The organism is Clostridium tepidiprofundi DSM 19306 (genome assembly GCF_001594005.1).
GTDB lineage: Bacteria > Bacillota > Clostridia > Clostridiales > Clostridiaceae > Clostridium_AC > Clostridium_AC tepidiprofundi.
The window spans coordinates 87,493-112,033 of sequence record NZ_LTBA01000004.1; the positions used below are offsets into that span (position 1 = coordinate 87,493).

Sequence of the window (24,541 nt, forward strand, 5' to 3'; positions counted from 1 at the left end):
TAATATTTTACATTATAATTATATTAATTAAGGTTGTCCCTAAAAGAGACAACCTTACATTACTATTTGCTAACCATTATATCGAGTATAACATTATCAGTTTGATTCATTCCCTGCGTAGCAATCGTACCCAAATTCTTAATAGTTTTTTCTATATCTCTATCTATTACTCCTTCTTTTTCAGAAATCACTATATCATTTATTGCTAATAGTGCCGATTGAACCGCCGCACTAGTGCATGTAGATACCTTCAATGCACATCCTATTTTTGCGCCATCACAAATCATTCCTGCAACATTTCCAACCATATTCTTAATTGCATATTTTGCTTGAGTACAATTTCCACCTAACAAATATGTTATACCAACACTTGCACCTGTTGCTGCTACAGTAGCACCACATAGTGCCGATAATCTACCAAGATAAGTTTTAATATGAATCGCTGTAAGATGACCAATAGCCAAAGCTCTTAGCAATTTTTCCTCACTTGATTCTAACTTTTCTGCCACCGCAACAATAGGCAATGTCACGGTAATTCCTTGGTTTCCACTTCCTGAATTGCTCATAACAGGACACATACACCCTGCCATTCTTGCATCTGATGCTGCAGCTGTTAAACTCATAGCATATGATTGAATATCATCGCATAGAATACCTTTTTTGACATTCTCTGCAATGGTTTTGCCCACTTTCAAACCATAATCGCCTTCTAATCCTTCCTTAGCTACATTTTTATTTAATTTCACACTTTCTAATAAAAATTTTATATCATCTAATTCTACATCATGAGCAAACTCATGTATATTATCAATAGTTGCAAAATCTCTATCTTCAGTAGTCGTAACTACATTCTCTTCACTTGAATTATCTTTAAATATTGCATTACCGTTACGCTCAATAAGAACAATGTTAGTATGTTTTTGTTTAATTACTACTTTTGAGTACTCTTCTTTAGTTTTGCAAATTACCTCAATATATAATTTATCAGGTACATTCTTGTGGATAATAGTAACTTTACCTTCTTCAACCATTTTAACTGCTTCATTAACATCTTCTTTAGTAATATCTTTTAACACTTCTAATTCAGCATCTGGATTACCACCTATTGCACCTAATGCCGCTGCAATATCCAATCCTGTCATACCTGTGCCTGGAATTCCAACACCCATTCCATTCTTTAATATATTACCACTTACAAAGACATCAATACTTTCTGCTTCTTTTTCCAATGCTTGTATACCCTTTGAAGCAGCTAATGCTACCGCTATCGGTTCTGTGCACCCTAAAGCAGGTACAACTTCTGTTTTTAATAATTCAATAAATTTCCTACAGTCGCTACAATCCATATTATTTCTTCCTTTCGTATAATTTATTATTATGTTACACCATTATAATAAATTATATATCACATTTTATCAAGTAAAATATAACTTTAACTTTTAATATATTCTAATTATCAACATGAACAATGAATTCAATTGTATTATTATTATTTTTATCTGTACTTCTAAATATTATTTTGGTATCTCCACTCTTTAATGCTTTAAATCTCCATACATGTTTTACATAATCGTAATTAGATTTTATATTTCCTAATTCAAACACTTTATCATTTTTTAATGCTATTATATCACTATCTTTAATATCAACATTCCACTTATCTTCGCCAGAAGCTTTTTCAGTAAACTCTATAAAATAATCTTTTCCCTTGTGAGTTATATTTGATTTACATAAGAAAACATCATTAAGTCTCAAGCATCCTCTTTTGAATTTAATATATTTCTTAATATTTATATACTTATCAATATTTATATGCATATTCTCTTCCAATGACTCAATATCATATGCTGCTACTTTATTATTGGAAATAGTAAAGAGATTATCTCGAATACAAAATATTTTTTGTATTATCTCATCATTTACATTATGGTAATTCTCAGATTCAATAGTTTTTCTGTCTATATTGATAATATTACCTTTTAATTTTATACCATTTTGAGGGTCTATATTGAATACATATACACCTTGAAAATCAAACTTGCTTTCACCACTATCCCCTCTCTTAAATATAGATACTGGTAATGCTAACAAATTATCCTTATTAGAGAAATAAATAGCCTCACAATTATTCAACACTTCTGAATAAGTACCACTATCGCCTATTTTGTAAGAAAATTTCTCAGAAATATTACCACTATCATCTATAGTGTACATTGATAGCTTCATTCCATTTTCAAGAGGACCTAAATCTTCTATATCACCTTTTGATGTTATTTCAAACATGTCCTCTTTCTCATATCCAATACCTATAAAATGGTTTTTATCGTACTGATACATATAACTGCTTAATACTGGAATATTAGTACTACCTACTTTTTTAGGTTCACAAGGTTCAGCAACATTTATAATGTACACTGGACTTCTTTCTTCAAATGTACTAAAAAACACATTATCACTCATAAATTTTACTGTTTTTATTTCTTGACCATCCGCAATATTATATAGCTCACCAACAACTTTTAATTCATTATCTAGTATATATAATCTATTGCTTATTGATTTTGTATCTTCATCTCTTATACTCGCTGCAATTCTCAAATATGAATCATATTCATTTATTGAAAATTGATTTATTATGTTACCTTTTATATCTGAAAATGCCTCAAATTCAGCTTTTTCATCATTTAGAGCAAATTTGTAAACACTTGTATTTTGACAATCATCACTATTAATCACAGCATACACATTTTTGTCAGAAACATAAATGTTATTTCCTGTTCCTATACATGAATAAAATTGTATTTCACTATCAATGTCTGTCAAATCCATACTAGAAATAATCAAATAGTTTGGCACACTAAAATTAGGAATAAAGTCAATGTTACTTAAATCCAATTCATTATACTCATCATTTAATATACTATCCCTGTATTTTGGCACTAAATTTTCACCTTTTTTGATGGAATAATAATTAGTTAACTCATTTGTAATAACATATAATTTAGAATCAACAATACGTGATGCCACATAATTTCCATACACTTCAAATGTTCTGATATTTATGATTTTGTCCTTATTACTAACATCAAATACATATGTCTTAACAATTTTCTTCTCAAAAACTTGTTGATGTATGCTATAATTCCCTATCACATAAAGCTTATTATCATTTACATACATGTTTGTAGGAGAAAACTCATCCCCAAAATCAATCGTATTTGCTATCATCATTTCATTACAGGGAAGCACCTTGACTATCTCAATACTGTTCTTATTAATTCTAAATATATATTCTCCATCAGATATTATTGAGTTACACTTATTCATAACATCATTATCAATATTTGAATAAGTTAAAGTTGGAACTAGTGTATCCTCATCAAAGTCATTATCTAAATAAGTTTTATTAAAATCACTAAAAAGCAACTTTAAATTTTTATACGAATTAACACTAGAAATAATATTGCTATTCTTATCACCATCTGCCAAAGCATTTACTGTATAGAAAAAATTCACAAATATCATAACCATTAGTATAGCAAAACTATACAACAGAATTTTACACTTATTGAACATATAATAAACCACCTTCACACAAAATAATATATAAAACACCTCTACATATAAATAACGTTTTACATTGAAAATTAGTTGCAAAAAGAGCATACATAAAATCACTGTATGCTCTTTAATTTATTTTATATACAATTGTAACTCTCAAAAATTAACAACAACATGGCATGCAACAACATCCATATCCTAAGCCATATCCAAATAAGCCAAATCCACAAAAGCCAAATAGAAGTATTATTATAATTATGGCCAGTAGAACATCATCATTACAGAAAGAATTGAACATATTTTCGCCCCTTTCTTTTATAAGGTTATGTTCTTCTACTACCCATTTAACATTCTTTTTATTAAACTCATAGTACATTATATTAAACATATTCAATATTTGTTAATGATAAACAAAAATATATTGACTAAATTATATTTTGAGTATATAATAATTCGATAATCTAAATATTTGAAAGGGGAATATTTATGAATACAAAACAAAGCGATAAAAATGCATCTATTGAACTTCTACTCAGAAAACTATGTTTTATAATAAAGCAAAACGGAAGAGAATTATTAAGCGACTTTAATATGACTCCTCCTCAGTTTAATGCTCTTCAAATAATAATTAGTGAAGGAGAAATTACTATAAGTGAACTTAGCAACAAACTTTATCTAGCTCCTAGTACAATAACCGACATAATAGATAGAATGGAAAAAAATAATTTAGTTAAAAGAACAAGAGATACAAAAGATAGAAGAGTTGTTAATGTAAAAGCAGTTGAAAAAGGTCATTCATTGATAAATGATGTAATTAAAAAAAGGGTTGACTTTATTAAAAAACATTCTTCTGAGCTATCCATTGAGGATAAAGAAAATCTAATTAAATATTTATCCTCTATAATAAATTCATACAATAAATAATATAAACTATACATTATGTTGAATACAGTGAACTCGTTTTAATAAAGCAAAACATCGAAACTTTAGGTGGAGACTCTACTCCACATGAAGCAAAAGCTTCAATAAATGCAATTGGGGGTGCTATTAATGAGCTATGAAAATTCCAAATCAGAATCAACATATTCTAAAAGTTTATTTAAGCATAATATTATGTTCTATGTTTTAAATGGTTTTTTATTTACTATAATGATGAATTTATTTAAACCTTTTACTGCAAAATTTCTTTATAGAATAGGTGGTAGTGATTTCCATATTTCTCTTCTCAATGCACTACCTGGTTTAGTAGCCGTTTTTTCGACTATTCCTGGTATTCTCATAATAAACGACACTATTAATAAAAGAAAGACAATGAATAAATTCTTTTTTAGCAGCAGATTATTCATATTACTATTTGCTGCTATACCCCTTTTACCCGTAGAATATCAACCTATTATATTCGTAATACTAATATCTTTAAAACAATATCCTGAATCGGTATCTGTAACTTCCTTGCAAAGTTTTACTGGTGATATATTTCCTGAACAAAAAAGAGCTACTGCTATATCATCAAGAAATATGTTTTCAATAATTGCACAGTTAATGACAGTTCTTCTTGTTGACTATATACTAAAACATTTTGGTAAAACCAACAATATAATATTAAAAATATATCAAATATTCTTTATTGTAAGTTTCTTGATAGGCTTAATTGAAATATATACTTTTAGCAAATTAAAAGAAAATTCCCCATCATCAATTGATAGAAATTCAAGCACTCATAAAAAGAGCATATTTTATTATTTAATGAAAACACCTGAAGTTATACTTAGCACAAAAAACAACAAAAAATATTGGATATTTATTTTATGTTCATTAATATATCATTTTGGTTGGCAAATGGGTTGGCCCCTCTTCAGCATTTATCAAATAAAATATTTAGGTGCTGATGAACACTGGATAGCTATAATAAGCATAGTTTCGTCTATAACAATGTTCTTTTGTTATAAATTTTGGAACGTACTCATAGATAAAAAGGGAAATCCACCTGTAATGGCAGTAACCACTCTTGGTATGGCTGCAACACCATTGTTGTATGCATTTTCCCCAAATTTAAAAATACTAGCCACTGTTTCAGTAATTTCTGCATTTTTTACTTCTGGTACTGTAACAGTATTGTTGAATTCTCTATTAGAAGTTACTCCTGATAAAGATAGAATTTTTTATGTTGGTATTCATGTAACTCTTACAAGCATCACACTATCCATAGCACCAATAGTAGGTAATATAATTCAAAATCATTTTTCTATTTATTTTGCTTTATACGCATCTGCATTCTTTAGACTACTCGGAAGTATAGCATTCTTTATTAGAAATCGTAAAGTAAAGTCATTTTGATCATAAATCTTCAATACACCATTTATATTGAATTGAAATTTTATGATTCATGGTAATATATGATTAATAATACTTTAGCACAGTGTAAGCTGTGCTTTTGTCATAAAATAAGTTTTATTATGAAAAATTGCTAATCAATGAATAAACAATATATTTATGTCAATAATATTCAGATGTATAGCTGATATTTCTGAAAGGTAGGTGAATACCTGGTATAAAATCATTATCAGGTTTTTTATGATTATTGGTATTCCAAAAGGACTCTTATATTATAAATATTATCCATTTTTCGAATCATTTTTCAAAGCACTCGACTGCAAGCTAATAATATCAAACGATACGAATAAGAAAATACTCAATTTAGGAATCAAATATTGTGTTGATGAAGCATGTTTGCCCATTAAGGTTTTTCACGGTCATGTTGCCGAAATAAAAGATAACTGTGATTTTATTTTAATCCCAAGAATTATGAGTATACATGAAGGCGAATATATATGCCCAAAGTTTTGTGGACTTCCAGAAATGATATTTAACGATATACCAAACATGCCCAATATGCTATCTGCCCCAATATATGCAACTAGTAAAAATAATTTATATAAATGGGCAATCAAAACAGGTTCTGTAATCACAAATAATAGATTTAGAATTAAGAAAGCTTTTTTAGCCGCATTGAATGAACAAAAAAAATTTCCATGTGGAATAAAGAATAATAGTTATCCTTTAAGAATTGCTTTAGTTGGTCATCCTTACAATGTGTATGACAGCTTCGTAAACATGAATTTAGTCAAAAAACTTAATTCATTAGGCGTTGGTATTATTACAGAGGAATTCGTACCTTCAAAATATATCGACAAAGAAATTAAAATATTATTTAAAAAACCTTTTTGGTCATTTGCTAGACAATCATATGGTTCTTCTGTTTATCTAGCACACGCAAAAACTATTGACGGAATTATTTATTTATCCTCTTTTGCATGTGGTATAGACTCCATTGTAGTAGAACTGATTAAAGAACATATATATGACACGCCTATGTTGGTATTAAAAATTGATGAGCAAACAGGAGAAGCAGGATTTAATACAAGAATAGAAGCATTTGTAGATATGCTTGAAAGGAGGACTCAGCATGAAAATAACCTTTCCTCATTTGGGGAATACCTACTTAGCAAGCAAAGCACTGTTTGATGGATTAGGAATTGATTCTGTAATTCCTCCACCAAGTAACAAAAAAGCATTGGAAATTGGTTCTTTATATTCACCAGAAGAAATATGTCTTCCATTTAAAATTATGATAGGCAATTACATACAAAGTATAGAAAAAGGTGCAGATACTGTAATTATAACCGGAAGTTGTGGCCCTTGTAGATTTGGGGAATACTGTGAACTTCAAATCAACATACTAAAAAAATTAGGATATGATCTTGATTTTATTGTAATCGATGCCCCTACTAAGAATGGCATTGGCAAAAAAGAATTCTTAAACAGAATAAATAAAATTTCATCAGCAAGTACTAAAAAAAATAGTGAAAAAATCAAAGCACTAAAGTATTCTTATAATGTCATTACGCTAATAGATAAAATAGAAGCAAAAGCACATTACTTAGCAGGATATGAATTAAACAAAGGTGAATGCAAAATATTGCTCAACAAATGCAAACTCGATTCTGCAAAGTCTACATCCCCACAGGAAATGATTAATATATTAAAATACTATAAAAACAAACTTGATAAAGTACCCATAAATAAAGACAAAAATCCACTTAAAATCGCAATAATAGGTGAAATCTATACTATTCTAGAACCTTTCTCAAATTTGTACATTGAAGATAAACTTATGGATTATGGTGTTTCATCTTCAAGACATCTTACACCTAGTTGGTGGGTAAAAGATGCTGCTTTAAAACCATTAAAATTAAATTCTTTAGATTTAAGAATAGCTTCAAAAAAGTACTTACCTTTTTACATAGGTGGACATGGACGAGAATGCATTGGCGAAGTCATGTTAGCTAAAAAATACGGTTTTGATGGTGCTATTCAAATTTTTCCTATGGGATGTATGCCTGAAATTGTTACCAAATCTATACTCCCCTCTATATCAAAAAATGAAGACTTCCCAGTAATGTCACTAATAGTTGATGAGATGACAGGCGAAGCAGGTTATATTACAAGAATAGAAGCATTTTTAGATATGCTTGAAAGGAGGAAAAATAAAAATGTATTATATGGGTGTAGACGTAGGTTCAGTTAGTACAGATATTGTTTTAATTGACATAAATAATACAGTTATAGATAAATTATATTTGAGAACAAAGGGTAGTCCAATAAAAGCTATACAAAATGGTATTTCTATATTAAAAGAAAAATATTCAGATAGTCAAATCAAAGGAATTGGTACAACGGGAAGCGGTCGTCATATAGCTTCGTTTTTACTTGGAGCTGATATTGTAAAAAATGAAATAACAGCACATGCTGTTGCAGCACTTGAAATTGACAAATCAGTTAAAACAATTTTTGAAATTGGCGGTCAAGATTCAAAAATAATTATATTAAAAGATGGTATTGTAACTGATTTTGCCATGAACACAGTATGTGCTGCCGGAACTGGTTCATTTCTAGATAGGCAAGCTGAAAGGCTTGAGATACCTATTGAAGAATTTGGAGATTATGCTTTAAAAGCAGATTCCCCCGTTAGAATAGCTGGTAGATGTGCAGTTTTTGCAGAATCAGATATGATACATAAACAACAATTAGGATACAGTAAAGAAAATATTATTGGTGGATTATGTGAAGCTCTTGTTAGAAATTACCTCAACAATATAGCAAAAGGCAAAGATATTAAACCAAAAATATTCTTTCAAGGAGGAGTAGCTGCCAATAAAGGCATGAAGGCAGCATTTGAAAAATCATTAAATTGTGAAATAATAATTCCTAAACATTACAATTTAATGGGTGCTATCGGAAGTGCAATATTGGCTAAAGAAAAAATGCAGAAGTGCACTAAAACTCTATTTAAAGGTTTCAATACTGCTGATAAAACTTTTATTTCAAAAAGCTTTGAATGCAATGGTTGTCCTAACCAATGCGAAGTTGTACGAATATATGATGGTAAAAATGTAATTGGATGTTTTGGGGATAGATGCGGCAAATGGAGTAATATGGATGTTATACTTTCTGACAAAGTACAGTAAACCCGTTTTATTAAAGCAAAAACCTTGATATTCCCTTTATAGAAGTTGAAATCTTGTTAACTCGTTTTTCTAAAGCAAAACATCGATAATTCATTTGGAGATTCTACTCCATTTGAAACAAAAAACTTTAATTTTCCTTATAGAATTGATAAATCCTATAAAAAATTTCAAAAAAAAAGGAATTCAAAGTTACTATATAGAATTATTTTTGTATATGACGCAGAATGTGTGGATTTTTATGTAAAATTACACATTTCTGTATCTTTCACTCACCCGGAGGTATAATTCATGCTTACTATACAATATGATTTAGAAAAGAATTTATATGATGCAATTAAGAAAAGTAATGTAATGATGGTTTTATGGGACACAAAAGGAAATATAGTAGACTTAAGCAATTATATTAATAACTTTGTTGAAGCATCCCGAAACAGTATTTTGTCTGAATATTGGGAAAATAATATCCTTCCATACAAAAGTAGTTTAAATGAAGATGTTAATTCATTTGAAAACGAATTTATAATAAAATCAAACGACAAAATCATAAATGTTTTTTGTACCAATCAAATAATCTACGATGAATATAAAAACGTAAAATTTATATTGACCATAGGAATGGATATTACTAAAGCAAAAAAATATGAAAAAAGTATAAATACAAGTTCGCATCATAAATCATTTGAAAATGAAATACGCTATGCATTAAAACATGAACAGTTTTCTATAAACTACCAGCCCCAAGTTGACGTTAAGACAGGTAAATTAGTAGGAATGGAAGCTCTTATAAGATGGTTTCACCCTTCGAAAGGTTTTATTTCACCTTCCAAATTTATTCCAATAGCAGAAGAAACTGGATTGATATCCGAAATTGATGATTATGTTATACGCACAGCCTGCAAACAGAATAAACTTTGGCAAGATTTAGGTTACTATCCTATTCCCGTTTCTGTAAATATATCTGCTTTACAGTTTCAAAATCCTAATTTAATTAAGAATATTAAAGATGCTTTAACTGAATCTTGTTTAGAACCTAAATGGTTAAAAATCGAAATAACTGAGTCAACTGCTATAAAGAATTTTAAACATTCAACAGAAATACTAAAACAACTCAATGATTTGGGTATAAAAATTTCACTTGATGATTTTGGAACAGGCTATTCTTCATTAAATTATCTAACTAAGCTTCCTATTGATTCATTAAAGATCGATAAATCATTTATTGACGAAATAAGTACAAATAACCGTGATAGAGCTATTACAAATACTGTAATAGAATTAGCACATACTCTAAATCTCGATGTTATTGCTGAAGGTGTTGAAAAAAATGATCAATTAGAAATATTAAGTTCTCAAAATTGTGACATAATACAAGGTTTTTTATTTAGCAAACCCTTGTCAGCAGATAATTTCGAAAATCTACTAAATAAAGTATCATATATTAATTAGATACATTAATATAAAATAAAGCAAACTCACTTGACATGTATTCTTAACACATCTTTATGAAAAAACGCCCGGGGGATAATTGGGCGTTTTTTCACTTACCATTCTATTCATCATAATTACTACTACTTGTATTCCACATCAATTACTTCTCCATCATAAGAAGTATCCACTGTAACTATCTCGACAACAACACCTTTATTAGTTTTTGAAAAACTGTTACTTTTACAATTTGCTCTTTTCTTTATTTTAAATATCTTATTAGAAAAATATGTTATAAGCTTATTTATTCCCCATATTCCAAATATAAACAACAAAACTACTGAAACTAAAGTAACCGCTATAGGCAAAATAGTTATACCAACACCAAGTATAAACAATGCTACTAAAAGCATCTTAAGAAAACTCTTTAAATTATATCCATTCAAATACACCATAATATCCCTTCTTTCCTTTTATGTTATACTCATCAATTTCTAAAATTCATAATTTTGTTTTGAATACTGTACCGTTTTAAGAATATAACGAATACCTCTATATATATTATATCACACATTATGTTATATTGTAATATATAACCTTTAAAAAAGTATTAAAAATTTGTTAATTATAATAAGCCCCCATCTACCGTAAATACTTTTCCTGTAATATAGCTTGCATCATCACTAGCTAAAAACAATGCTAATTTAGCTACATCTTCTGTTTTACCAAATTTCATCATAGGAATCTCATTTTTCAATTCATCTTTTTCTTCATATGTAAGCCATTTATTCATTTCAGTATCAATAACCCCAGGTGCAATTGCATTAACCCTAATACTTGATGGTGCCAATTCTTTTGCCAATGCTTTTGTAAAAGAGTTTATTCCTCCCTTAGACGCGGAATAAATGACTTCACATGATGCTCCAACTTCTCCCCATATAGATGATATATTTATAATGCACCCTTTCTTCTTGCTTATCATATATTTAGTAGCATTATGTGAGCAATTAAATGTTCCTTTTAAATTTATACCAATTATATCGTCCCAATCTTTTTCGGTATTATCGATAAAGAGATTAACCTTTGATATGCCAGCATTATTTACTAAAATATCTAATACTCCAAATCTTTCAATTACAAAATCAATTAGATTTTTGGCATAATTATAATCGCTTATATCTCCTTTTGAAGAAATTGCATATACACCTAATCCTCTAAGCATTTCTGTCGTTTTATACGCTTCTTCATCATTTTTATTATAATTTATAATAATCGCCGCTCCAGCTTTAGCAAACTCAATAGCAATAGCCTTCCCTATTCCTCTTGACCCTCCAGTAATAACAGCCACTTTACCCTTCAATTTCAAATGAATCACCCTCTTTATTTTTTCTATAATTAATACATCAATATTATATCATTTTTTATTTTTTGTATATATTTTATTACTTTGCATATAATAAATTTAGATAGTTGATAGCTAATTGCTTTTAGGATGGATCCATCTTTTATATATATACATTAGTTATAACTGTCATTTTTCAAAGAAAATACTGTGTTGTTTTCTTTGAAAGTGTTGTGTAAGCCAAAATATATCTTGCGCAACATAAGAGAGTGAATCAATGAAAGATGATGCTTAAGCGGATTTCATTGATTCACTTTGTTTTAACTTTGCTTTGATCTCAAATGTAAGTCCAGCCAATTGATAATGAATATCATTTCTTTTTTTGAAAAACGCTTTATTTATTAAATTTTTTATGATATTATTATTGTGTAAATTTTAATATGAAAGGAGAAATTGGTATGGCATATAAAATTACAGATGCATGCATCAGTTGTGGAGCTTGTGCTTCTGAATGTCCAGTTAACGCTATTACTGAAGGAGACGGAATCTATGTAATCGACGCAAGTACTTGTATCGATTGTGGAAACTGTGCTAATGTTTGCCCAGTTGGTGCTCCTGTTGCTGAATAATAACAACATAGTAGTAATAAATCAGTTACACCTACAAGATTTATTTTTGTAGGTGTTGTTTTTATATTTTAAGCCATTTTTTTATCCTTACAATATTCATTTAGGTACTTTTCAAAATCCCACTTTTTCAAGAACTTTCTTGCTGCTCTATAACCTGACTGAAAAAGCCTAATACTTTTCTGTTTAGATATATTAAATTCAGTCGTTTCAACTCCTAAAGTAGGTATAAAAACAGTCCTATATTTATCTCTTTCACTTAAATTAGAACCATTTGTTTCTGCCGACATAGTATCTGCTATATCAAAAAGAAAAGACATAGCATCTGTTTTACCTTCATAAGTATATCCTATCATATTATTATCAAATTTAAACCCTATTGTTGGAATAGTCAATTCTTCTTTTGAATCAAATATATTTATTGGATAATTGCAACATATTCCACCATCAACAATGTAGCTAATACCATCTTTATGCTTAAGCTCAATAGGCTTAAAGTAAAAAGGTATACTTATACTCATTCTAACCGCTCTAGCAATAGAAAACTCAAATGGATCTAATCCATAATATGATAAATCATCTGGAATTACTAACATCTTTTTTAATGTTATATCAGAAGCTATTATCTTTAATTTTGATTCATCTTCGAAACAAACATCTTTAAATCTCTCAATTCCTTTTGCCTTTAATAATTCATACATCCAATTTTCAAAGTATTCACCAGAATATATTCCCTTGTCCTTAAAAAAACCTAATGCCTTACCAACTAGAGGAATTCTATGCATACCTTCTCTATCTAAAAATCTTGTAAAATCTGTATCAACTAATATTTTTTCTAATTCTTTAGGAGTATATCCAGCTATAATTAGTGCAGCTATAACTGCCCCTGCTGACGTTCCTGCTGTTTTTCTCCACACATATCCTTTTTTCTCAAAATACCTTAAAGCACCTACTATGCCTATGCCCCTCATTCCTCCCCCTTCAAATACAGCATCAACCTTCATGAATTTCACCTCTTTCCATATATAGTATCTATTAAGTATATTTTACCATTATTTATATGTTTTATAAATATATTAACTAGTTTTACTTCAATTCGTAATATTCACTATAAAAATCTCTGCATACTGCATTTTTTCGTTGTAATATGTGATAAAAATTCAAACTACGAATTGAAGATAGTTTTAGTTAAATGCATATAATTGATTAATAGTGCAAAAAATAATATAAATTAATTGAAAGTGGGAATATAGGCATGGTTACTACACTTGATAAAAACATTGAAAAAAATCTTAATTTAATATATTCAAATATGGCTTTAAATGATAATTTCATAACTAGAAATATAAAACTTAAAGGTAATATATCATGTTCTATCTTATACATTAATGGGCTAGTTAATCAGCAGTATATAGAAAACAGTATACTCTATCCTCTTTTGTTTAAAATAGATGAAGAATTGCTTGTAGATAATAACCTTCCAAGATATCTAGCAGAAAAATATATACCGAGTTATAGCATTAAAATAACAAAAGATGTTATATCAATAACCAATTCACTGAAAAGAGGCAAATGTGTTATTCTTGTGGATAATAGCGATAATTGTTTAATATGCAACACAACTGGTGGAACACATAGAGCAGTAACTGAATCGAATGTTGAAAGACACGTGAGAGGTGATAAGGAATCTTTTGTTGAAAATCTAGAAATGAATATTGCAATTATTCAGCAAAAATTAAGAAATAGCCATTTTAAAATAGAAAAATTTATATTGGGTAAAGAAAGCGAAAATGATGTTGTGCTAATGTATATTGATAACTTAATAGACCCAAATATATTAGGTAATATTAAAAACAAATTAAATTCTATAAATGCAAAATATTTACCTGATACAGGATATATTACTCAATACATTGAAGGACACAAATTCAGCTTTTTTCCTCAAACAAAAACCACAGAAAAACCAGATAAGGCAATTTCAGATATGCTACAGGGCAAAGCTGTTGTCATGGTAAATGGTTCTCCTCAGGTCATAGTTTTGCCTGCTGTTTTTATAGAATTTTTTCAAGCATTCGAAGATTATTCAAACAGATTGTTCATTGGAAACGTTATTAGAATATTACGAGTTATATCTTCCTTTATTGTAATTTTTCTTGGCCCTATGTATTTGGTATTGCTAGAATATAATGCTGAGTTAATTCCCATTAGCCTTATAAAAATAATAATTAATTCAAGACTAGGAATTCCATTAAACCCATTTTTAGAATTAATATTTATGGAATTTTTTATTGAACTTCTTAGAGAAGGAGGGTTAAGACTTCCAACACCAATAGGTCAAACGCTTAGTATTATTGGAGGTATCATACTTGGCGATGCAGCAACAAAGTCTGGAATAGTAAGTCCAACTACACTTGTTGTAGTTGCACTTTCAGTAATAGCTTCTTTTTTGATTCCAAACTATGAAATGTCTCTTTCTATTAGATTTTTGAGATTTCCAATGTTAATATTAGCAAAACTATTTGGATTTTTTGGGATAATAATTGGTGCATTTTTTATTCTAGTGCACTTAACAAGCATAGATTCATTTGGAATACCTTATTTTACACCAATAGCACCATTGAGGATAACTGGTTTCAAAGATCTTTTTATTAAAATGCCAATTAATTCATTTAATAAAATGACCAATTTATTTAAATTTCCTAATAATAAGGAGCATTGATATGGACAACAAATTAACCAATCGTCAATATATAGCGCTAATATTAAACTCATTTATAGGTATAGGAATAATAACATTAGCAGGTGATTTATGCAAGGATGCTAAGCAAAATGCATGGATTTCCGCTATCATAGGTGGTATTCTTCCATTATTTGTACTTTTATCATCAGCCTACATATCTAAAAAACTTAATTATTGCGAATTCAAATATATTGCAGAAAATACTTATGGAAAATATTTATCAAAAATTATTCCTTTTATTTTTATAATAGATTCAATGCTCTATATACCTATAATAGTAGTTAATTATACTCAAATATTAAAAACTTCTATATCTAAATTCATGCCTGAATTTCTAGTCGTATTGATATTTGTTTCTATAATGACATATACATCATGGCACAATATTAAAGTACTCGGTCGTTTAAGTGAAATATCTATATACTTCATACTCTCTATTGTTATAGTGCTTCTATTCTTTGCAAATAAAGGCGATGTGAAAAACCTACAACCTTTTGCAACATGTTACAAAGATATAATAAAAGCTGTACCTAAAAGTTTACTTGCATATCAGGGAGGGGAAGTATGTTTCTTTTTATCAAGTTATATATCAAATAGAAAAAGTCTAAAAAAAAATGCTATTCTAATAACATCAGTCGTAACATTTTTTTATGCATATATTGTGTTTATTACAATATATTTTCTAGGATGGGAGCTAACATCTAAGACGAATAATGTACTACTTTTTATATTTGAAACTCAAAGACTTCACATAATATCCGATTTAAAAGCAGTTTTTTTGATTTTTTGGAGTAATTCAATTTTTTTAACTACTTCAATTTTTGATTATCCTATGGTTTATTCACTATCTTATGTCTTTAAATTAGATTATAAAAAAGCCTGCTTATTACCTGTACCAGTATTATTTTTATTAAGCTATATATCTCTAAAAAATGATAACTTTTTTAAAAAAGTAGTGAAACCAACAGCAACAATAGTCTCGTATATACTCGTCATTTGGGTTGCTATTACAGTAATAATAGTCTTTTTTAAAACAAGAGGTGAAAAAAATGCATAAAACAAAATTAATTTTTAAAAGCCTTGTAATTATTACACTTACACCATTTTTTTTATGTAGTTGCTATGATGCAGTCCCTATAGAAGAATTGAGCTTAATAGTTGGAATAGGGGACGATTTAGATACCGAATGTGATTATCCATATTCAGCAACACTAGAAACATTAATTTTTAAAGGAAATAACAATATATCTCATACAGCTTTAACAGGTAAGGGATACACTTTGTACACTACACAAAACGATAGACAAACAAAAAACAGTAAAGAATGGTTGCTCGCTGATGAAATTGTATACTTGATAAGTGAATCTAGAGCAAGAAGTGGTATTAAAGATTTTATGGATGCTACTTTAAGAGATGCTAATAGAAATGAAAATGCCTATATAGCTATAACCAAGCAAAGCACAGAAAAGTTTTTTACAAATGAACCTTTTTATTCAACAACAAATTCAGAAGAAATAGCATCATTATTGCAGTTTTCAAAAGAAGCTAATTTTTTTTATACTAATCCAACATTAATGAATATGCTGTTATCATACAATCAAGAAGGCAGAAAGATGGCATTACTCTACATAGAATTAAAAGAAGGCAGACCCCAAGTAACAGGACTTGCACTATTCAAAGGTGCTACAATGATAGAAAAGATTTCTTTAAATGAAGCTAGATTAATCAATCTACTAAGAAATAATAAATCAACTGGTTATATAAGCATTAATACTTCAAATAAAGAAAATTATACTGATTTTACAGGTAAAAATAGCATCAAAGTAAAAGTTTCAAAACAAAATAATATATTTGTCTACGATATTTATGTAACATTAAAAGGAGTTCTAACAGTAAATTCCATTTGCGAAGAAGATAACAGCTTTTGCAATAAAGAAAAAATACAATCTACATTCGAAGAAAAGCTAGAAAAAGTGCTTTATAAAGAAATACAAAAAATGCAACAAGTATATAAAACAGATTGGCTTGATTTAGGATATTATGCTGTTGCAAAATACGGAAGGGAAAAAAACGTAGCTAGTGATGATAATTTTTGCAAATCAAAAATAAATGTTCACGTTAATGTAAAAGTAACTTCTCTTGGCAGAAAATCAGATAAATAGGCTGTTATTCCAAAATAACAGCCTTTCAATTATACATAAAATTTTATTATTTTATTATAGAGTTCTTCTGCAGTGTCACCCGCTATTAATTTTCCATCAACTCTTGCTATATAAAGCCTTCCACATTTATTACATTCTCCAATACACTGATTAACTGAAGTTTCAAATTCAGGATGATATTTTTTTATCATATCTAGTACCTTCCCTCGTGCTTTATTGTGTTCGCAAAAACTTATTTTCATATACTTCACTCCATTTCTATATCTGATATCTCTAAAAATAAACATATTTTTGCATTTAATACAATATTTTTAGTGTACAAATTTTACTAAACCAAAAATAGTAAAATGAAAATTATCTATTACCCTTATGATTTCTAATATTAGCTGCAATTATTACAGTAAGAGGTATTGTCAGTGCCAATCCTATACTCCCCGCAATCGCTCTTATTATTTCTGCTGAAACCATATCTAAATTAATTATTTCCCTAAACTTCATATTTGATGCCATAAAAAGTAGCATTAGGCATTTGAAAGAAAATAACAAGTCAAAGATGCGACGTATATTTTGTGAAATACAAAGAGTTGGGTTCCGCTGATAGTAGGTTCTATCAACGGGTTCCAACGATGAAGTAGTTCGCAAAATAGACTAGCATACTGACTAGTTATTTTTTTGAAAATGCCTTAATTCCAATGCACCTCCAGTATAAGCTAAAATCAATGTATTAGACATTTTTCACTAACACATACAAATATTTTGTCTCCTTATTAATACTATTATATTAACTCAATTTTAATAATAATTAAAATTGAGTTAATTATCATTTGATTAAATAATTGCTAAATATACAAGCATTACAAACATATCAACTAATTCATTGTTAGCTCCAAGCGTATCCCCAGTAAGTCCACCTATTTTGCTTTCACAATATTTGTTAAACAATAATGCAATTATTAATGCTACACTCATGAGTATTATAGAATATTTTACTCCTATAAGTTTAAATATGAAAACAAATGTAAATAATGCCGATATTATAACTCTTTTTAAATCTATATTGTTTATAAAAAGATTTCCGGTGCCTGATTTTTTAGCACATTTTCCTATATACGATATAAACACTACTGAAAACTTTGAAAGTACAGGTGCCGCTATTATAATAAATGCTACATTTTTCTCTATAATGGCTATTATTACTGCATATCTTATGAGTATATCAAACACAATTGCTATACTCGAAAATGTACCAACTCTGCTATCCTTCATTATTTCTATTATTTTTTCTTTTTGCTTTCCTTTAAATGCAAAAAATCCATCACAAACATCACCTAAACCGTCAACATGAGTTGCTCCTGTAATTAATATTGAAACCATAATTACAAATATAGCGGTTATTTTAGGTGGAAAAATTTTATTAAACAAATAAAAAACTGTCCATTGACTTACTCCAATGAAGAGACCTACAAATATAAAAAATATAGAACCTTTTTTAAAGTTTTCCATATCACAATTCAAATTTTTATTTATAGGTATTCTTGTAAAGAATTGAAAATACAACAAAAAATCATTCAATAACTCGCTCATAAATTTCTTCATACTTAAATGCTACAATTTGCAGCTACCCCCAATCTAGTTTTACTTTAATCTAAGTGGAAGTCCGCATGAAATAATATAAACTTCATCACTTAAACTTGCTATGTACTGATTAACAAATCCAGCAATATCTCTAAAAATTCTACTCAACTTATATTCTGGTACTAATCCCCACCCTACTTCATTTGTTACCATTATTAAATTAATATCTTTATCTCTACATTTATCTATGAATTTTTTGAACTGAAACTTAATGTGTTTCAATAAAACATCTATATCATTATGTGACATTTTTTCAAAATCTCTTTTTTCATCAAACATCAAATTTGTAACCATAACAGTAACACAATCAAGAAGTACATACTTGCTATTCCAATTTTCTACAGCTAAATCTAAATCCTTATATCCTTCATAAGTTGTCCATTTTTGATTTCTGTCTGCTCTGTGCCTCTTTATTCTATATTCCATTTCTTTATCTGTCACAATAGCTGTAGCAATATATAAAACATCATCTTTACCCTTAAGCATACTTTCAGCATAAGAACTTTTTCCGCTTCTGCTTCCACCCGTAATAAGCGTTACCTTGCCCATTTTTCCATCCCCTATTCTATTTTTTGCTTCTTATTAATTACCATAAAATAATAAACTTTCTGTTTTATTACTATATATTTCTTTACCATATGTTCTCTCAACCACCACTAAGACAAGCAACTGCGGTTTTCTTGCCATAATTTTTATGAATTGCAATGCAAAATTGAATCCAAAAACATATTGCCATATTCATATTTTAGCAATGCTATATCTCCATTCTTGCATCCAAATTTCCAAAACATATTTATATTCTTATCTAACAAATAACAATAAATCGCCCTCATCACCCCTGAATGCGTGATTATTAATATATTTTCTGCATCAATATTTTTTAAATCATCCATAAAACTATTCACTCTGTTGCACATATCACTGCAACTTTCTCCATTTAATGGACAATAGTTTACCCAATCTTCACTCCACTTTTTATATTCTTCTGGATACTTATTTATTATTTCCTCATAAGTTAATCCCTCAAATATTCCAAAACTTGACTCATTTAATCTCGGATCAATAATGTAATCATTCCTTTTACATTTAAATATTATATCAGCAGTTTGTCTTGTTCTCTTTCTTTCACTTATAAAAACCTTATCAAATTTTATATTTTTTAAATGTTTAGCTGCCATATAAATCTGCTTTTTACCGCACTCGTTCATATCAATATCCATATCACCATAATACAATTTTTCTTTGTTTTCATTAGTTTGCCCATGTCTAAGCAAATATATATTCAATGACTTCACCCCAAATTATGTAAATATTGTTACCTCATTTCAATAAGATAATCTGTAACAATTCCAGCTTGATCAAAAGTACCCATATTATTTATTACATGAAGTGCTGCTTCAATTATGTTAAATGCTAATGCACATCCAGTGCCTTCTCCCAATCTCATACCTAGATTCAAAAAAGGATCTAATCCAATTTCATTCATAATATATTTTGCTCCCGGTTCAGCCGACAAATGCGATGGGAATATGTAATTTTTTACTAGAGGATTTAATCTATATGCACATAGTGCCGCTGCTGATGCAATAAAACCATCTATAACAATAGGCTTTCTGTTTTTAGCTGCACCCAAATAGCATCCACATAAACCAGCTATATCAAAACCCCCAACTTTCGAAATCACATCAATGATGTCATTCCTATTTGGTTTATTTAATTCAATTGCCTTTTTTATAACAAGCTTTTTATTTTCAAATTGCTCATCTGTTAATGCAGCTCCTCTACCAGTAGCAGTATCAACATCTAATCCAGACAATACACTCAATATAGCTGAACTCGTAGTAGTATTGCCAATTCCCATCTCTCCAGTTCCAAATAAATCGTATCCTTTCTGTACAAGGTTGTCCACAATCTCAATTCCAGTTTCAATTGCTTTAATTGCTTCTTCTCTCGTCATAGCAGGACCTTTTAGCATATTATTAGTACCATTAGCTATTTTTCTATCCAAAATTTTAGTATTATTTATTTCTCCTTTAATTCCTATATCAACAACTGTAATTTCAGAATTAACAAAATCAGCAAGTACATTAACTCCAGTAATACCTCTTGTAAAATTGTTAGAGACTATCCATGTTAATTCTTGAGGGCAACTGCTTACACCTTCGTCTTGAACTCCATTATCAGCACACATTATTATAATCGTTTTTTTGTTGATATTATTATGCACATTACCTGTTATTCCAGCCATTTTTGCAGCTATATTTTCTAATTCACCTAAGCTCGCAATGGGCTTTGTAAGACCATCCAAATACTTCCATGCATCCTTAACAGCATTTTCATTCAAAGGTTCAATACTTTTCAATGTTTCATTTAATAATTTCATGTATATCACTTCCTTACACTGTTATCTATTTATTAATAATAACGCTACATAGAAACATAATCAACTGTATGATATAATTATCTTTGGAGGTGATATTATATCGGTACTGCTAGAACTGTATCATCTGAAATAATCTAAAGATATATTCAAAACCAAAAGAATGTTTCTATAAAATTATTTTTTATTATTTATATTATAATCATATATTTTATGTTCTTCACGTTTTTCACATTTTTTCATTTTAAAATGATTAATTATCATAGTAATTATAAGAATAATTACTATAATATAGGTAATAAAAGTATTATTTGAAAATATTAACGATAAACTTACACCTAATAATAAGAAACCTTCAATTATGCCATGTTTACCGCTAAGTTTTAATGAATCAACACCACAATCTTTCATAGTGGGTTTATAAGAGATAACTAGTGCTTTAATACCTAGCAAAATTAATATTACAGACATTATACATAATCCGATTGAAAAATCCAAATTAGTCATTATTATTTACTCCTTTTTATTATTTTAATAAATGAAATAACTCATTATAAATGTATCGTAAAAATTTTTTCCGTCTTTAATATCATTTATTAACAATCCTTCTTTTATAAAACCAAGTTTACTATATAATTTAATAGCCTTTAAATTATCAACTCTAATGTCAAAATTGCAAAACAAATTGTAATTTACATATACAAAAAAGCATCTCATATGTATTTCTACCTATGAGATGCTTTTTTGATTTATCGATATCAACTTGTGTATATTCTCTAAAACTTCAATGCTATCTTATTTCACTTTCATCTATGGTTGGAAGATTAGATAAGTTATTTGTGATGTTACCATCTCCAACTCCTCTTAAAAACTCTTCACCCTTTTTTGAAGTAGCTACATTTACACCTTGTATTGCACCCTGTCTAGCCATTTCAATAGCTTGATCTTTCATAATGATTTCTCCATTTTCAAGTTGATAAGCTGTTATCTCACCTCTATTATCCTTAACGACTTTAGTTATTACATGTTTTGATTCTAAATTCATAATCATACCTCCATTTTTATGAGTAAATTTTATACCCATAATAAATAAATTCAAAGCTATTTATATGCTTTGAATTTATTTTATCCATTTCAACTATTTTTTATTATCTTTTTAGTTTGGCAATCAAAAACATAGTCTTCATACCTAATTTAGTAAATTTCTCCTCATATTCTGTCATTGGACTCTCAGAATTATATATGCTGCTATGCAAATCAAAAGTTAAATACTTAAGCTTAAATCCATTTTGTTTGAAATAGTTGCATGAATCCATAAAAAATGGCTTATTATCTGTCTTAAACCATATCTCTGCTTCTGGCTTTAAAAACTTCTTATACATATCCAAAAACCTACCATAAGTCAGTCTTCTTTTATTATGCCTTGGTTTTGGCCATGGTGTAGAAAAATTCAAGAATATTCTTCCAATATCATTTTTATCAAAAACGCCATCCATAAGCATTATATTTATAGGTAGTATTCTAACGTTCTCCAAATTCAACTTTTCAATTTTTCTTAGCACATAAATTAATACTTCATCTTTTAAATCCACTGCAATATAATTTATATCTGGATTTCTCTGAGCCATTTCAGCTATAAATGCTCCTCTTCCACATCCAAGTTCTAAATGTATTTCATTATCATTTTGAAATACTTCATTCCATTTTCCCTTCAATTCATATGGATTATATATACAAAATCTACTTGCTTCCATTTGTGGTCTTGCAGCCCAATTTTTTCTTAAACGCATATCATTCCACCTCAATTTTTTATATAAACCTACATATGCAAAATATATAATCATAATACTTTACATATTATTTGTTTTTATACTTTATTATAATAACAGTCAATCAGGCAGGTTGCAAGTTGTAAACACAAATACTTTTACACCACAGCTTTTATTAATTTTAATTTTCCTTCTATATCATATTCTATTCCTTTAGGAATATATATCGTTTCCTCTTTATTTAATTTAAGTAACTGAGAATCAGTCTTTATAGTTCCTTCACCTTCTATAACAGTATAACTGTGGAATTCTTCTGTTACTTTGCATCTATATTTATCATTTATATCTAATTTTTCTACTGTAAAATATGGTGTTTCTAATTTACTGAAATTTTCTATTTTACCACCTTTATTTTTACCTTCGTAATCTATAACATCTATCGATTTTTCTATATGAACTTCCCTATCTCTACCCCAATCATACAATCTATATGTTATATTGCTATTTTGTTGTACTTCAATGACCTTTATCCCACCACCTATTGCATGAACTGTTCCTGATGGTATATAAATAAAATCTCCTTTTTTAATATCTATAAACTCTAAACATTCTTCAATTTTATTATCATTTATTATTTTGCTGAGGCTTTCCTTATCTAACCCTTTTTTTATACCTGAAACAAGAGTAGCACCTTCATCAGCCTCTAGAACATACCAGCATTCTGTTTTACCTTTTGAATTTTCATTTTTCATTGCATATTCATCATCTGGATGTACTTGAACTGATAATGTCTTCTCTGCATTAATGATTTTTATCAGTATAGGGAAATCATCACCATTCTCCAATACTTCTGATAATTTTTTTCCTTTGTAAATTCCATTATCAACTACAGCATTTCCATATTTGTGAGATGATAGCATCCATTTTTCCCATCCCCATATCTTTTCACTTAAAAATGGTTTTAACTTTAATATATATTTTTCTTTCATAATAATATCACTCCCTAAACACATACTCGTTTTAATATTATCATTAATATTGTAAATTTACTACTAAAAAAGAATGCTTCCAGAGATTTCGCATCAAAATTCCAGTTAAAAATTTGTTTTTACTAAGATTTATTCTTTTAACATTTACTTGAATAACTGGGAAGCCTGCAAACCGATAGGCCTTAAAAATAGTTACACCTCCCCCTACCCCAAGAAATTTTAATAATTAATTTCCAGTTTTGTTTTTAAATTATGTTTTAGCAAATATTGGATTAATCCAGTCTTCTTCTATAGTAAATCTTTCATCTCTTATATCTTCAATAATATCTATTTGTAACATTCGTTTTTTTCTAAAACCTCTAATACATCTAAAGAAATATAATT

The 24,541-nt window shown here is 28.5% G+C and carries 27 protein-coding genes; 10 read left to right on the top strand and 17 right to left on the bottom strand.

The genetic code is table 11. The features are described from left to right. Nucleotides 1-62 precede the first annotated feature (62 nt). From CLTEP_RS03675 to CLTEP_RS14610, 3 genes are all read right to left on the bottom strand, one after another. Nucleotides 63-1,346: an L-cysteine desulfidase family protein gene (locus CLTEP_RS03675; protein WP_066822826.1), complete on the bottom strand. Its 1,284-nt coding sequence runs from the start codon at nt 1,344-1,346 to the stop codon at nt 63-65. Nucleotides 1,347-1,449: 103 nt separating this feature from the next. Next, a complete protein-coding gene (locus CLTEP_RS03680) occupies nt 1,450-3,576 on the bottom strand; it encodes a beta-propeller domain-containing protein (RefSeq protein WP_066822829.1) in 2,127 nt (708 codons plus the stop codon). Nucleotides 3,577-3,724: 148 nt separating this feature from the next. After that, nucleotides 3,725-3,949, bottom strand: a complete 225-nt coding sequence (locus CLTEP_RS14610; RefSeq protein ID WP_153016274.1) for a hypothetical protein — start codon at nt 3,947-3,949, stop codon at nt 3,725-3,727. Between the two features lie 98 nt (nt 3,950-4,047). Here CLTEP_RS14610 and CLTEP_RS03685 point away from each other — a divergent pair, with 98 nt between their 5' ends. The 6 genes from CLTEP_RS03685 to CLTEP_RS03710 all read left to right on the top strand — a co-directional run bounded on the left by CLTEP_RS03685 (nt 4,048) and on the right by CLTEP_RS03710 (nt 10,535). Next, a complete protein-coding gene (locus CLTEP_RS03685) occupies nt 4,048-4,485 on the top strand; it encodes a MarR family winged helix-turn-helix transcriptional regulator (RefSeq protein WP_066822832.1) in 438 nt (145 codons plus the stop codon). Between the two features lie 126 nt (nt 4,486-4,611). Then, nucleotides 4,612-5,898, top strand: a complete 1,287-nt coding sequence (locus tag CLTEP_RS03690) for an MFS transporter (protein ID WP_066822835.1) — start codon at nt 4,612-4,614, stop codon at nt 5,896-5,898. A gap of 237 nt (nt 5,899-6,135) precedes the next feature. Then, nucleotides 6,136-7,086: an acyl-CoA dehydratase activase-related protein gene (locus tag CLTEP_RS03695; RefSeq protein ID WP_066822838.1), complete on the top strand. Its 951-nt coding sequence runs from the start codon at nt 6,136-6,138 to the stop codon at nt 7,084-7,086. After that, nucleotides 7,028-8,149, top strand: coding sequence for a 2-hydroxyglutaryl-CoA dehydratase (locus tag CLTEP_RS03700; protein WP_066822840.1), 1,122 nt, complete (start codon nt 7,028-7,030; stop codon nt 8,147-8,149). Before CLTEP_RS03695 ends, CLTEP_RS03700 begins: the two co-directional genes overlap by 59 nt. Beyond that, nucleotides 8,115-9,089 (top strand): acyl-CoA dehydratase activase, encoded by a 975-nt coding sequence (locus CLTEP_RS03705; RefSeq protein WP_066822842.1) that lies wholly within the window; start codon nt 8,115-8,117, stop codon nt 9,087-9,089. The genes CLTEP_RS03700 and CLTEP_RS03705 overlap by 35 nt, the downstream gene beginning before the upstream one ends. Before the next feature lie 288 nt (nt 9,090-9,377). Beyond that, nucleotides 9,378-10,535: a putative bifunctional diguanylate cyclase/phosphodiesterase gene (locus tag CLTEP_RS03710; protein ID WP_066822843.1), complete on the top strand. Its 1,158-nt coding sequence runs from the start codon at nt 9,378-9,380 to the stop codon at nt 10,533-10,535. Between the two features lie 122 nt (nt 10,536-10,657). On the opposite strand, the gene CLTEP_RS03715 is transcribed toward CLTEP_RS03710, so the two are convergent. Then, complete coding sequence (locus CLTEP_RS03715) at nt 10,658-10,969, bottom strand: hypothetical protein (RefSeq protein ID WP_066822845.1); 312 nt, start codon at nt 10,967-10,969, stop codon at nt 10,658-10,660. Between the two features lie 170 nt (nt 10,970-11,139). Next, on the bottom strand, nt 11,140-11,880 hold the full coding sequence (ymfI, locus tag CLTEP_RS03720) for an elongation factor P 5-aminopentanone reductase (RefSeq protein ID WP_066822848.1): 741 nt from the start codon (nt 11,878-11,880) through the stop codon (nt 11,140-11,142). 434 nt (nt 11,881-12,314) lie between these two features. Between ymfI and CLTEP_RS03725 the strand changes: the two genes are divergently transcribed. Further along, on the top strand, nt 12,315-12,485 hold the full coding sequence (locus tag CLTEP_RS03725; RefSeq protein WP_066822851.1) for a DUF362 domain-containing protein: 171 nt from the start codon (nt 12,315-12,317) through the stop codon (nt 12,483-12,485). A gap of 68 nt (nt 12,486-12,553) precedes the next feature. Here CLTEP_RS03725 and CLTEP_RS03730 read toward each other — a convergent pair whose 3' ends face one another. Next, nucleotides 12,554-13,486: a patatin-like phospholipase family protein gene (locus CLTEP_RS03730; protein WP_066822854.1), complete on the bottom strand. Its 933-nt coding sequence runs from the start codon at nt 13,484-13,486 to the stop codon at nt 12,554-12,556. 251 nt (nt 13,487-13,737) lie between these two features. Here CLTEP_RS03730 and CLTEP_RS03735 point away from each other — a divergent pair, with 251 nt between their 5' ends. Genes CLTEP_RS03735 through CLTEP_RS03745 form a run of 3 tightly spaced genes read left to right on the top strand, consistent with a single transcriptional unit; the run spans nt 13,738 to nt 17,384 of the window. Then, nucleotides 13,738-15,201: a spore germination protein gene (locus CLTEP_RS03735; RefSeq protein ID WP_066822856.1), complete on the top strand. Its 1,464-nt coding sequence runs from the start codon at nt 13,738-13,740 to the stop codon at nt 15,199-15,201. 1 nt (nt 15,202) lies between these two features. After that, nucleotides 15,203-16,279: a GerAB/ArcD/ProY family transporter gene (locus CLTEP_RS03740; protein WP_066822858.1), complete on the top strand. Its 1,077-nt coding sequence runs from the start codon at nt 15,203-15,205 to the stop codon at nt 16,277-16,279. Next, nucleotides 16,272-17,384 (top strand): Ger(x)C family spore germination protein, encoded by a 1,113-nt coding sequence (locus CLTEP_RS03745; protein ID WP_066822860.1) that lies wholly within the window; start codon nt 16,272-16,274, stop codon nt 17,382-17,384. The genes CLTEP_RS03740 and CLTEP_RS03745 overlap by 8 nt, the downstream gene beginning before the upstream one ends. A gap of 29 nt (nt 17,385-17,413) precedes the next feature. Here CLTEP_RS03745 and CLTEP_RS03750 read toward each other — a convergent pair whose 3' ends face one another. From CLTEP_RS03750 to CLTEP_RS03795, 11 genes are all read right to left on the bottom strand, one after another. Then, nucleotides 17,414-17,626: a DUF1450 domain-containing protein gene (locus tag CLTEP_RS03750; protein ID WP_066822862.1), complete on the bottom strand. Its 213-nt coding sequence runs from the start codon at nt 17,624-17,626 to the stop codon at nt 17,414-17,416. Between the two features lie 112 nt (nt 17,627-17,738). After that, nucleotides 17,739-17,906: a YibE/F family protein gene (locus tag CLTEP_RS14330; protein WP_084364617.1), complete on the bottom strand. Its 168-nt coding sequence runs from the start codon at nt 17,904-17,906 to the stop codon at nt 17,739-17,741. A gap of 306 nt (nt 17,907-18,212) precedes the next feature. After that, complete coding sequence (gene cobS, locus CLTEP_RS03755; protein ID WP_242863863.1) at nt 18,213-18,980, bottom strand: adenosylcobinamide-GDP ribazoletransferase; 768 nt, start codon at nt 18,978-18,980, stop codon at nt 18,213-18,215. 39 nt (nt 18,981-19,019) lie between these two features. Beyond that, nucleotides 19,020-19,568 (bottom strand): bifunctional adenosylcobinamide kinase/adenosylcobinamide-phosphate guanylyltransferase, encoded by a 549-nt coding sequence (gene cobU, locus CLTEP_RS03760; protein WP_066822870.1) that lies wholly within the window; start codon nt 19,566-19,568, stop codon nt 19,020-19,022. A gap of 143 nt (nt 19,569-19,711) precedes the next feature. Next, the gene (gene cobC / locus CLTEP_RS03765; RefSeq protein WP_066822872.1) at nt 19,712-20,305 is read right to left on the bottom strand and encodes an alpha-ribazole phosphatase; all 594 of its coding nucleotides are present in this window, start codon (nt 20,303-20,305) and stop codon (nt 19,712-19,714) included. 29 nt (nt 20,306-20,334) lie between these two features. Further along, nucleotides 20,335-21,402 carry a nicotinate-nucleotide--dimethylbenzimidazole phosphoribosyltransferase gene (cobT, locus tag CLTEP_RS03770; RefSeq protein WP_066822874.1) on the bottom strand — a complete coding sequence of 356 codons (1,068 nt, stop codon included), beginning with the start codon at nt 21,400-21,402 and terminating at the stop codon, nt 20,335-20,337. A 174-nt stretch (nt 21,403-21,576) separates the two neighbouring features. Beyond that, a complete protein-coding gene (locus CLTEP_RS03775) occupies nt 21,577-21,906 on the bottom strand; it encodes a hypothetical protein (protein WP_066822876.1) in 330 nt (109 codons plus the stop codon). A 24-nt stretch (nt 21,907-21,930) separates the two neighbouring features. Continuing rightward, nucleotides 21,931-22,116, bottom strand: coding sequence for a GNAT family N-acetyltransferase (locus CLTEP_RS03780; RefSeq protein ID WP_066822879.1), 186 nt, complete (start codon nt 22,114-22,116; stop codon nt 21,931-21,933). 73 nt (nt 22,117-22,189) lie between these two features. After that, the gene (locus tag CLTEP_RS03785; protein WP_066822882.1) at nt 22,190-22,444 is read right to left on the bottom strand and encodes a DUF3892 domain-containing protein; all 255 of its coding nucleotides are present in this window, start codon (nt 22,442-22,444) and stop codon (nt 22,190-22,192) included. 103 nt (nt 22,445-22,547) lie between these two features. After that, on the bottom strand, nt 22,548-23,189 hold the full coding sequence (gene trmB / locus CLTEP_RS03790) for a tRNA (guanosine(46)-N7)-methyltransferase TrmB (protein WP_066822883.1): 642 nt from the start codon (nt 23,187-23,189) through the stop codon (nt 22,548-22,550). A gap of 137 nt (nt 23,190-23,326) precedes the next feature. Beyond that, complete coding sequence (locus tag CLTEP_RS03795; protein ID WP_066822886.1) at nt 23,327-24,157, bottom strand: type I phosphomannose isomerase catalytic subunit; 831 nt, start codon at nt 24,155-24,157, stop codon at nt 23,327-23,329. Nucleotides 24,158-24,541: the final 384 nt, after the last annotated feature.

Bases quoted from the DNA above. Each gene is read 5' to 3' on its own strand.
- CLTEP_RS03745 (WP_066822860.1), top strand. From the start codon at position 16,272: ATGCATAAAACAAAATTAATTTTTAAAAGCCTTGTAATTATTACACTT.
- CLTEP_RS03700 (WP_066822840.1), top strand. From the start codon at position 7,028: ATGAAAATAACCTTTCCTCATTTGGGGAATACCTACTTAGCAAGCAAA.
- CLTEP_RS03730 (WP_066822854.1), bottom strand. From the start codon at position 13,486: ATGAAGGTTGATGCTGTATTTGAAGGGGGAGGAATGAGGGGCATAGGC.
- cobU (WP_066822870.1), bottom strand. From the start codon at position 19,568: ATGGGCAAGGTAACGCTTATTACGGGTGGAAGCAGAAGCGGAAAAAGT.
- CLTEP_RS03740 (WP_066822858.1), top strand. From the start codon at position 15,203: ATGGACAACAAATTAACCAATCGTCAATATATAGCGCTAATATTAAAC.
- trmB (WP_066822883.1), bottom strand. From the start codon at position 23,189: ATGCGTTTAAGAAAAAATTGGGCTGCAAGACCACAAATGGAAGCAAGT.
- CLTEP_RS03690 (WP_066822835.1), top strand. From the start codon at position 4,612: ATGAGCTATGAAAATTCCAAATCAGAATCAACATATTCTAAAAGTTTA.
- CLTEP_RS03710 (WP_066822843.1), top strand. From the start codon at position 9,378: ATGCTTACTATACAATATGATTTAGAAAAGAATTTATATGATGCAATT.
- CLTEP_RS03775 (WP_066822876.1), bottom strand. From the start codon at position 21,906: ATGACTAATTTGGATTTTTCAATCGGATTATGTATAATGTCTGTAATA.
- cobS (WP_242863863.1), bottom strand. From the start codon at position 18,980: ATGAAGAAATTTATGAGCGAGTTATTGAATGATTTTTTGTTGTATTTT.
- CLTEP_RS14610 (WP_153016274.1), bottom strand. From the start codon at position 3,949: ATGTTTAATATAATGTACTATGAGTTTAATAAAAAGAATGTTAAATGG.
- CLTEP_RS03750 (WP_066822862.1), bottom strand. From the start codon at position 17,626: ATGAAAATAAGTTTTTGCGAACACAATAAAGCACGAGGGAAGGTACTA.
- CLTEP_RS03735 (WP_066822856.1), top strand. From the start codon at position 13,738: ATGGTTACTACACTTGATAAAAACATTGAAAAAAATCTTAATTTAATA.
- cobT (WP_066822874.1), bottom strand. From the start codon at position 21,402: ATGAAATTATTAAATGAAACATTGAAAAGTATTGAACCTTTGAATGAA.
- CLTEP_RS03695 (WP_066822838.1), top strand. From the start codon at position 6,136: ATGATTATTGGTATTCCAAAAGGACTCTTATATTATAAATATTATCCA.
- CLTEP_RS03725 (WP_066822851.1), top strand. From the start codon at position 12,315: ATGGCATATAAAATTACAGATGCATGCATCAGTTGTGGAGCTTGTGCT.
- CLTEP_RS03780 (WP_066822879.1), bottom strand. From the start codon at position 22,116: ATGAGATGCTTTTTTGTATATGTAAATTACAATTTGTTTTGCAATTTT.
- CLTEP_RS03715 (WP_066822845.1), bottom strand. From the start codon at position 10,969: ATGGTGTATTTGAATGGATATAATTTAAAGAGTTTTCTTAAGATGCTT.
- CLTEP_RS03680 (WP_066822829.1), bottom strand. From the start codon at position 3,576: ATGTTCAATAAGTGTAAAATTCTGTTGTATAGTTTTGCTATACTAATG.
- CLTEP_RS03795 (WP_066822886.1), bottom strand. From the start codon at position 24,157: ATGAAAGAAAAATATATATTAAAGTTAAAACCATTTTTAAGTGAAAAG.
- CLTEP_RS03685 (WP_066822832.1), top strand. From the start codon at position 4,048: ATGAATACAAAACAAAGCGATAAAAATGCATCTATTGAACTTCTACTC.
- CLTEP_RS14330 (WP_084364617.1), bottom strand. From the start codon at position 17,906: ATGCTACTTTTTATGGCATCAAATATGAAGTTTAGGGAAATAATTAAT.
- CLTEP_RS03705 (WP_066822842.1), top strand. From the start codon at position 8,115: ATGTATTATATGGGTGTAGACGTAGGTTCAGTTAGTACAGATATTGTT.
- CLTEP_RS03675 (WP_066822826.1), bottom strand. From the start codon at position 1,346: ATGGATTGTAGCGACTGTAGGAAATTTATTGAATTATTAAAAACAGAA.
- CLTEP_RS03785 (WP_066822882.1), bottom strand. From the start codon at position 22,444: ATGAATTTAGAATCAAAACATGTAATAACTAAAGTCGTTAAGGATAAT.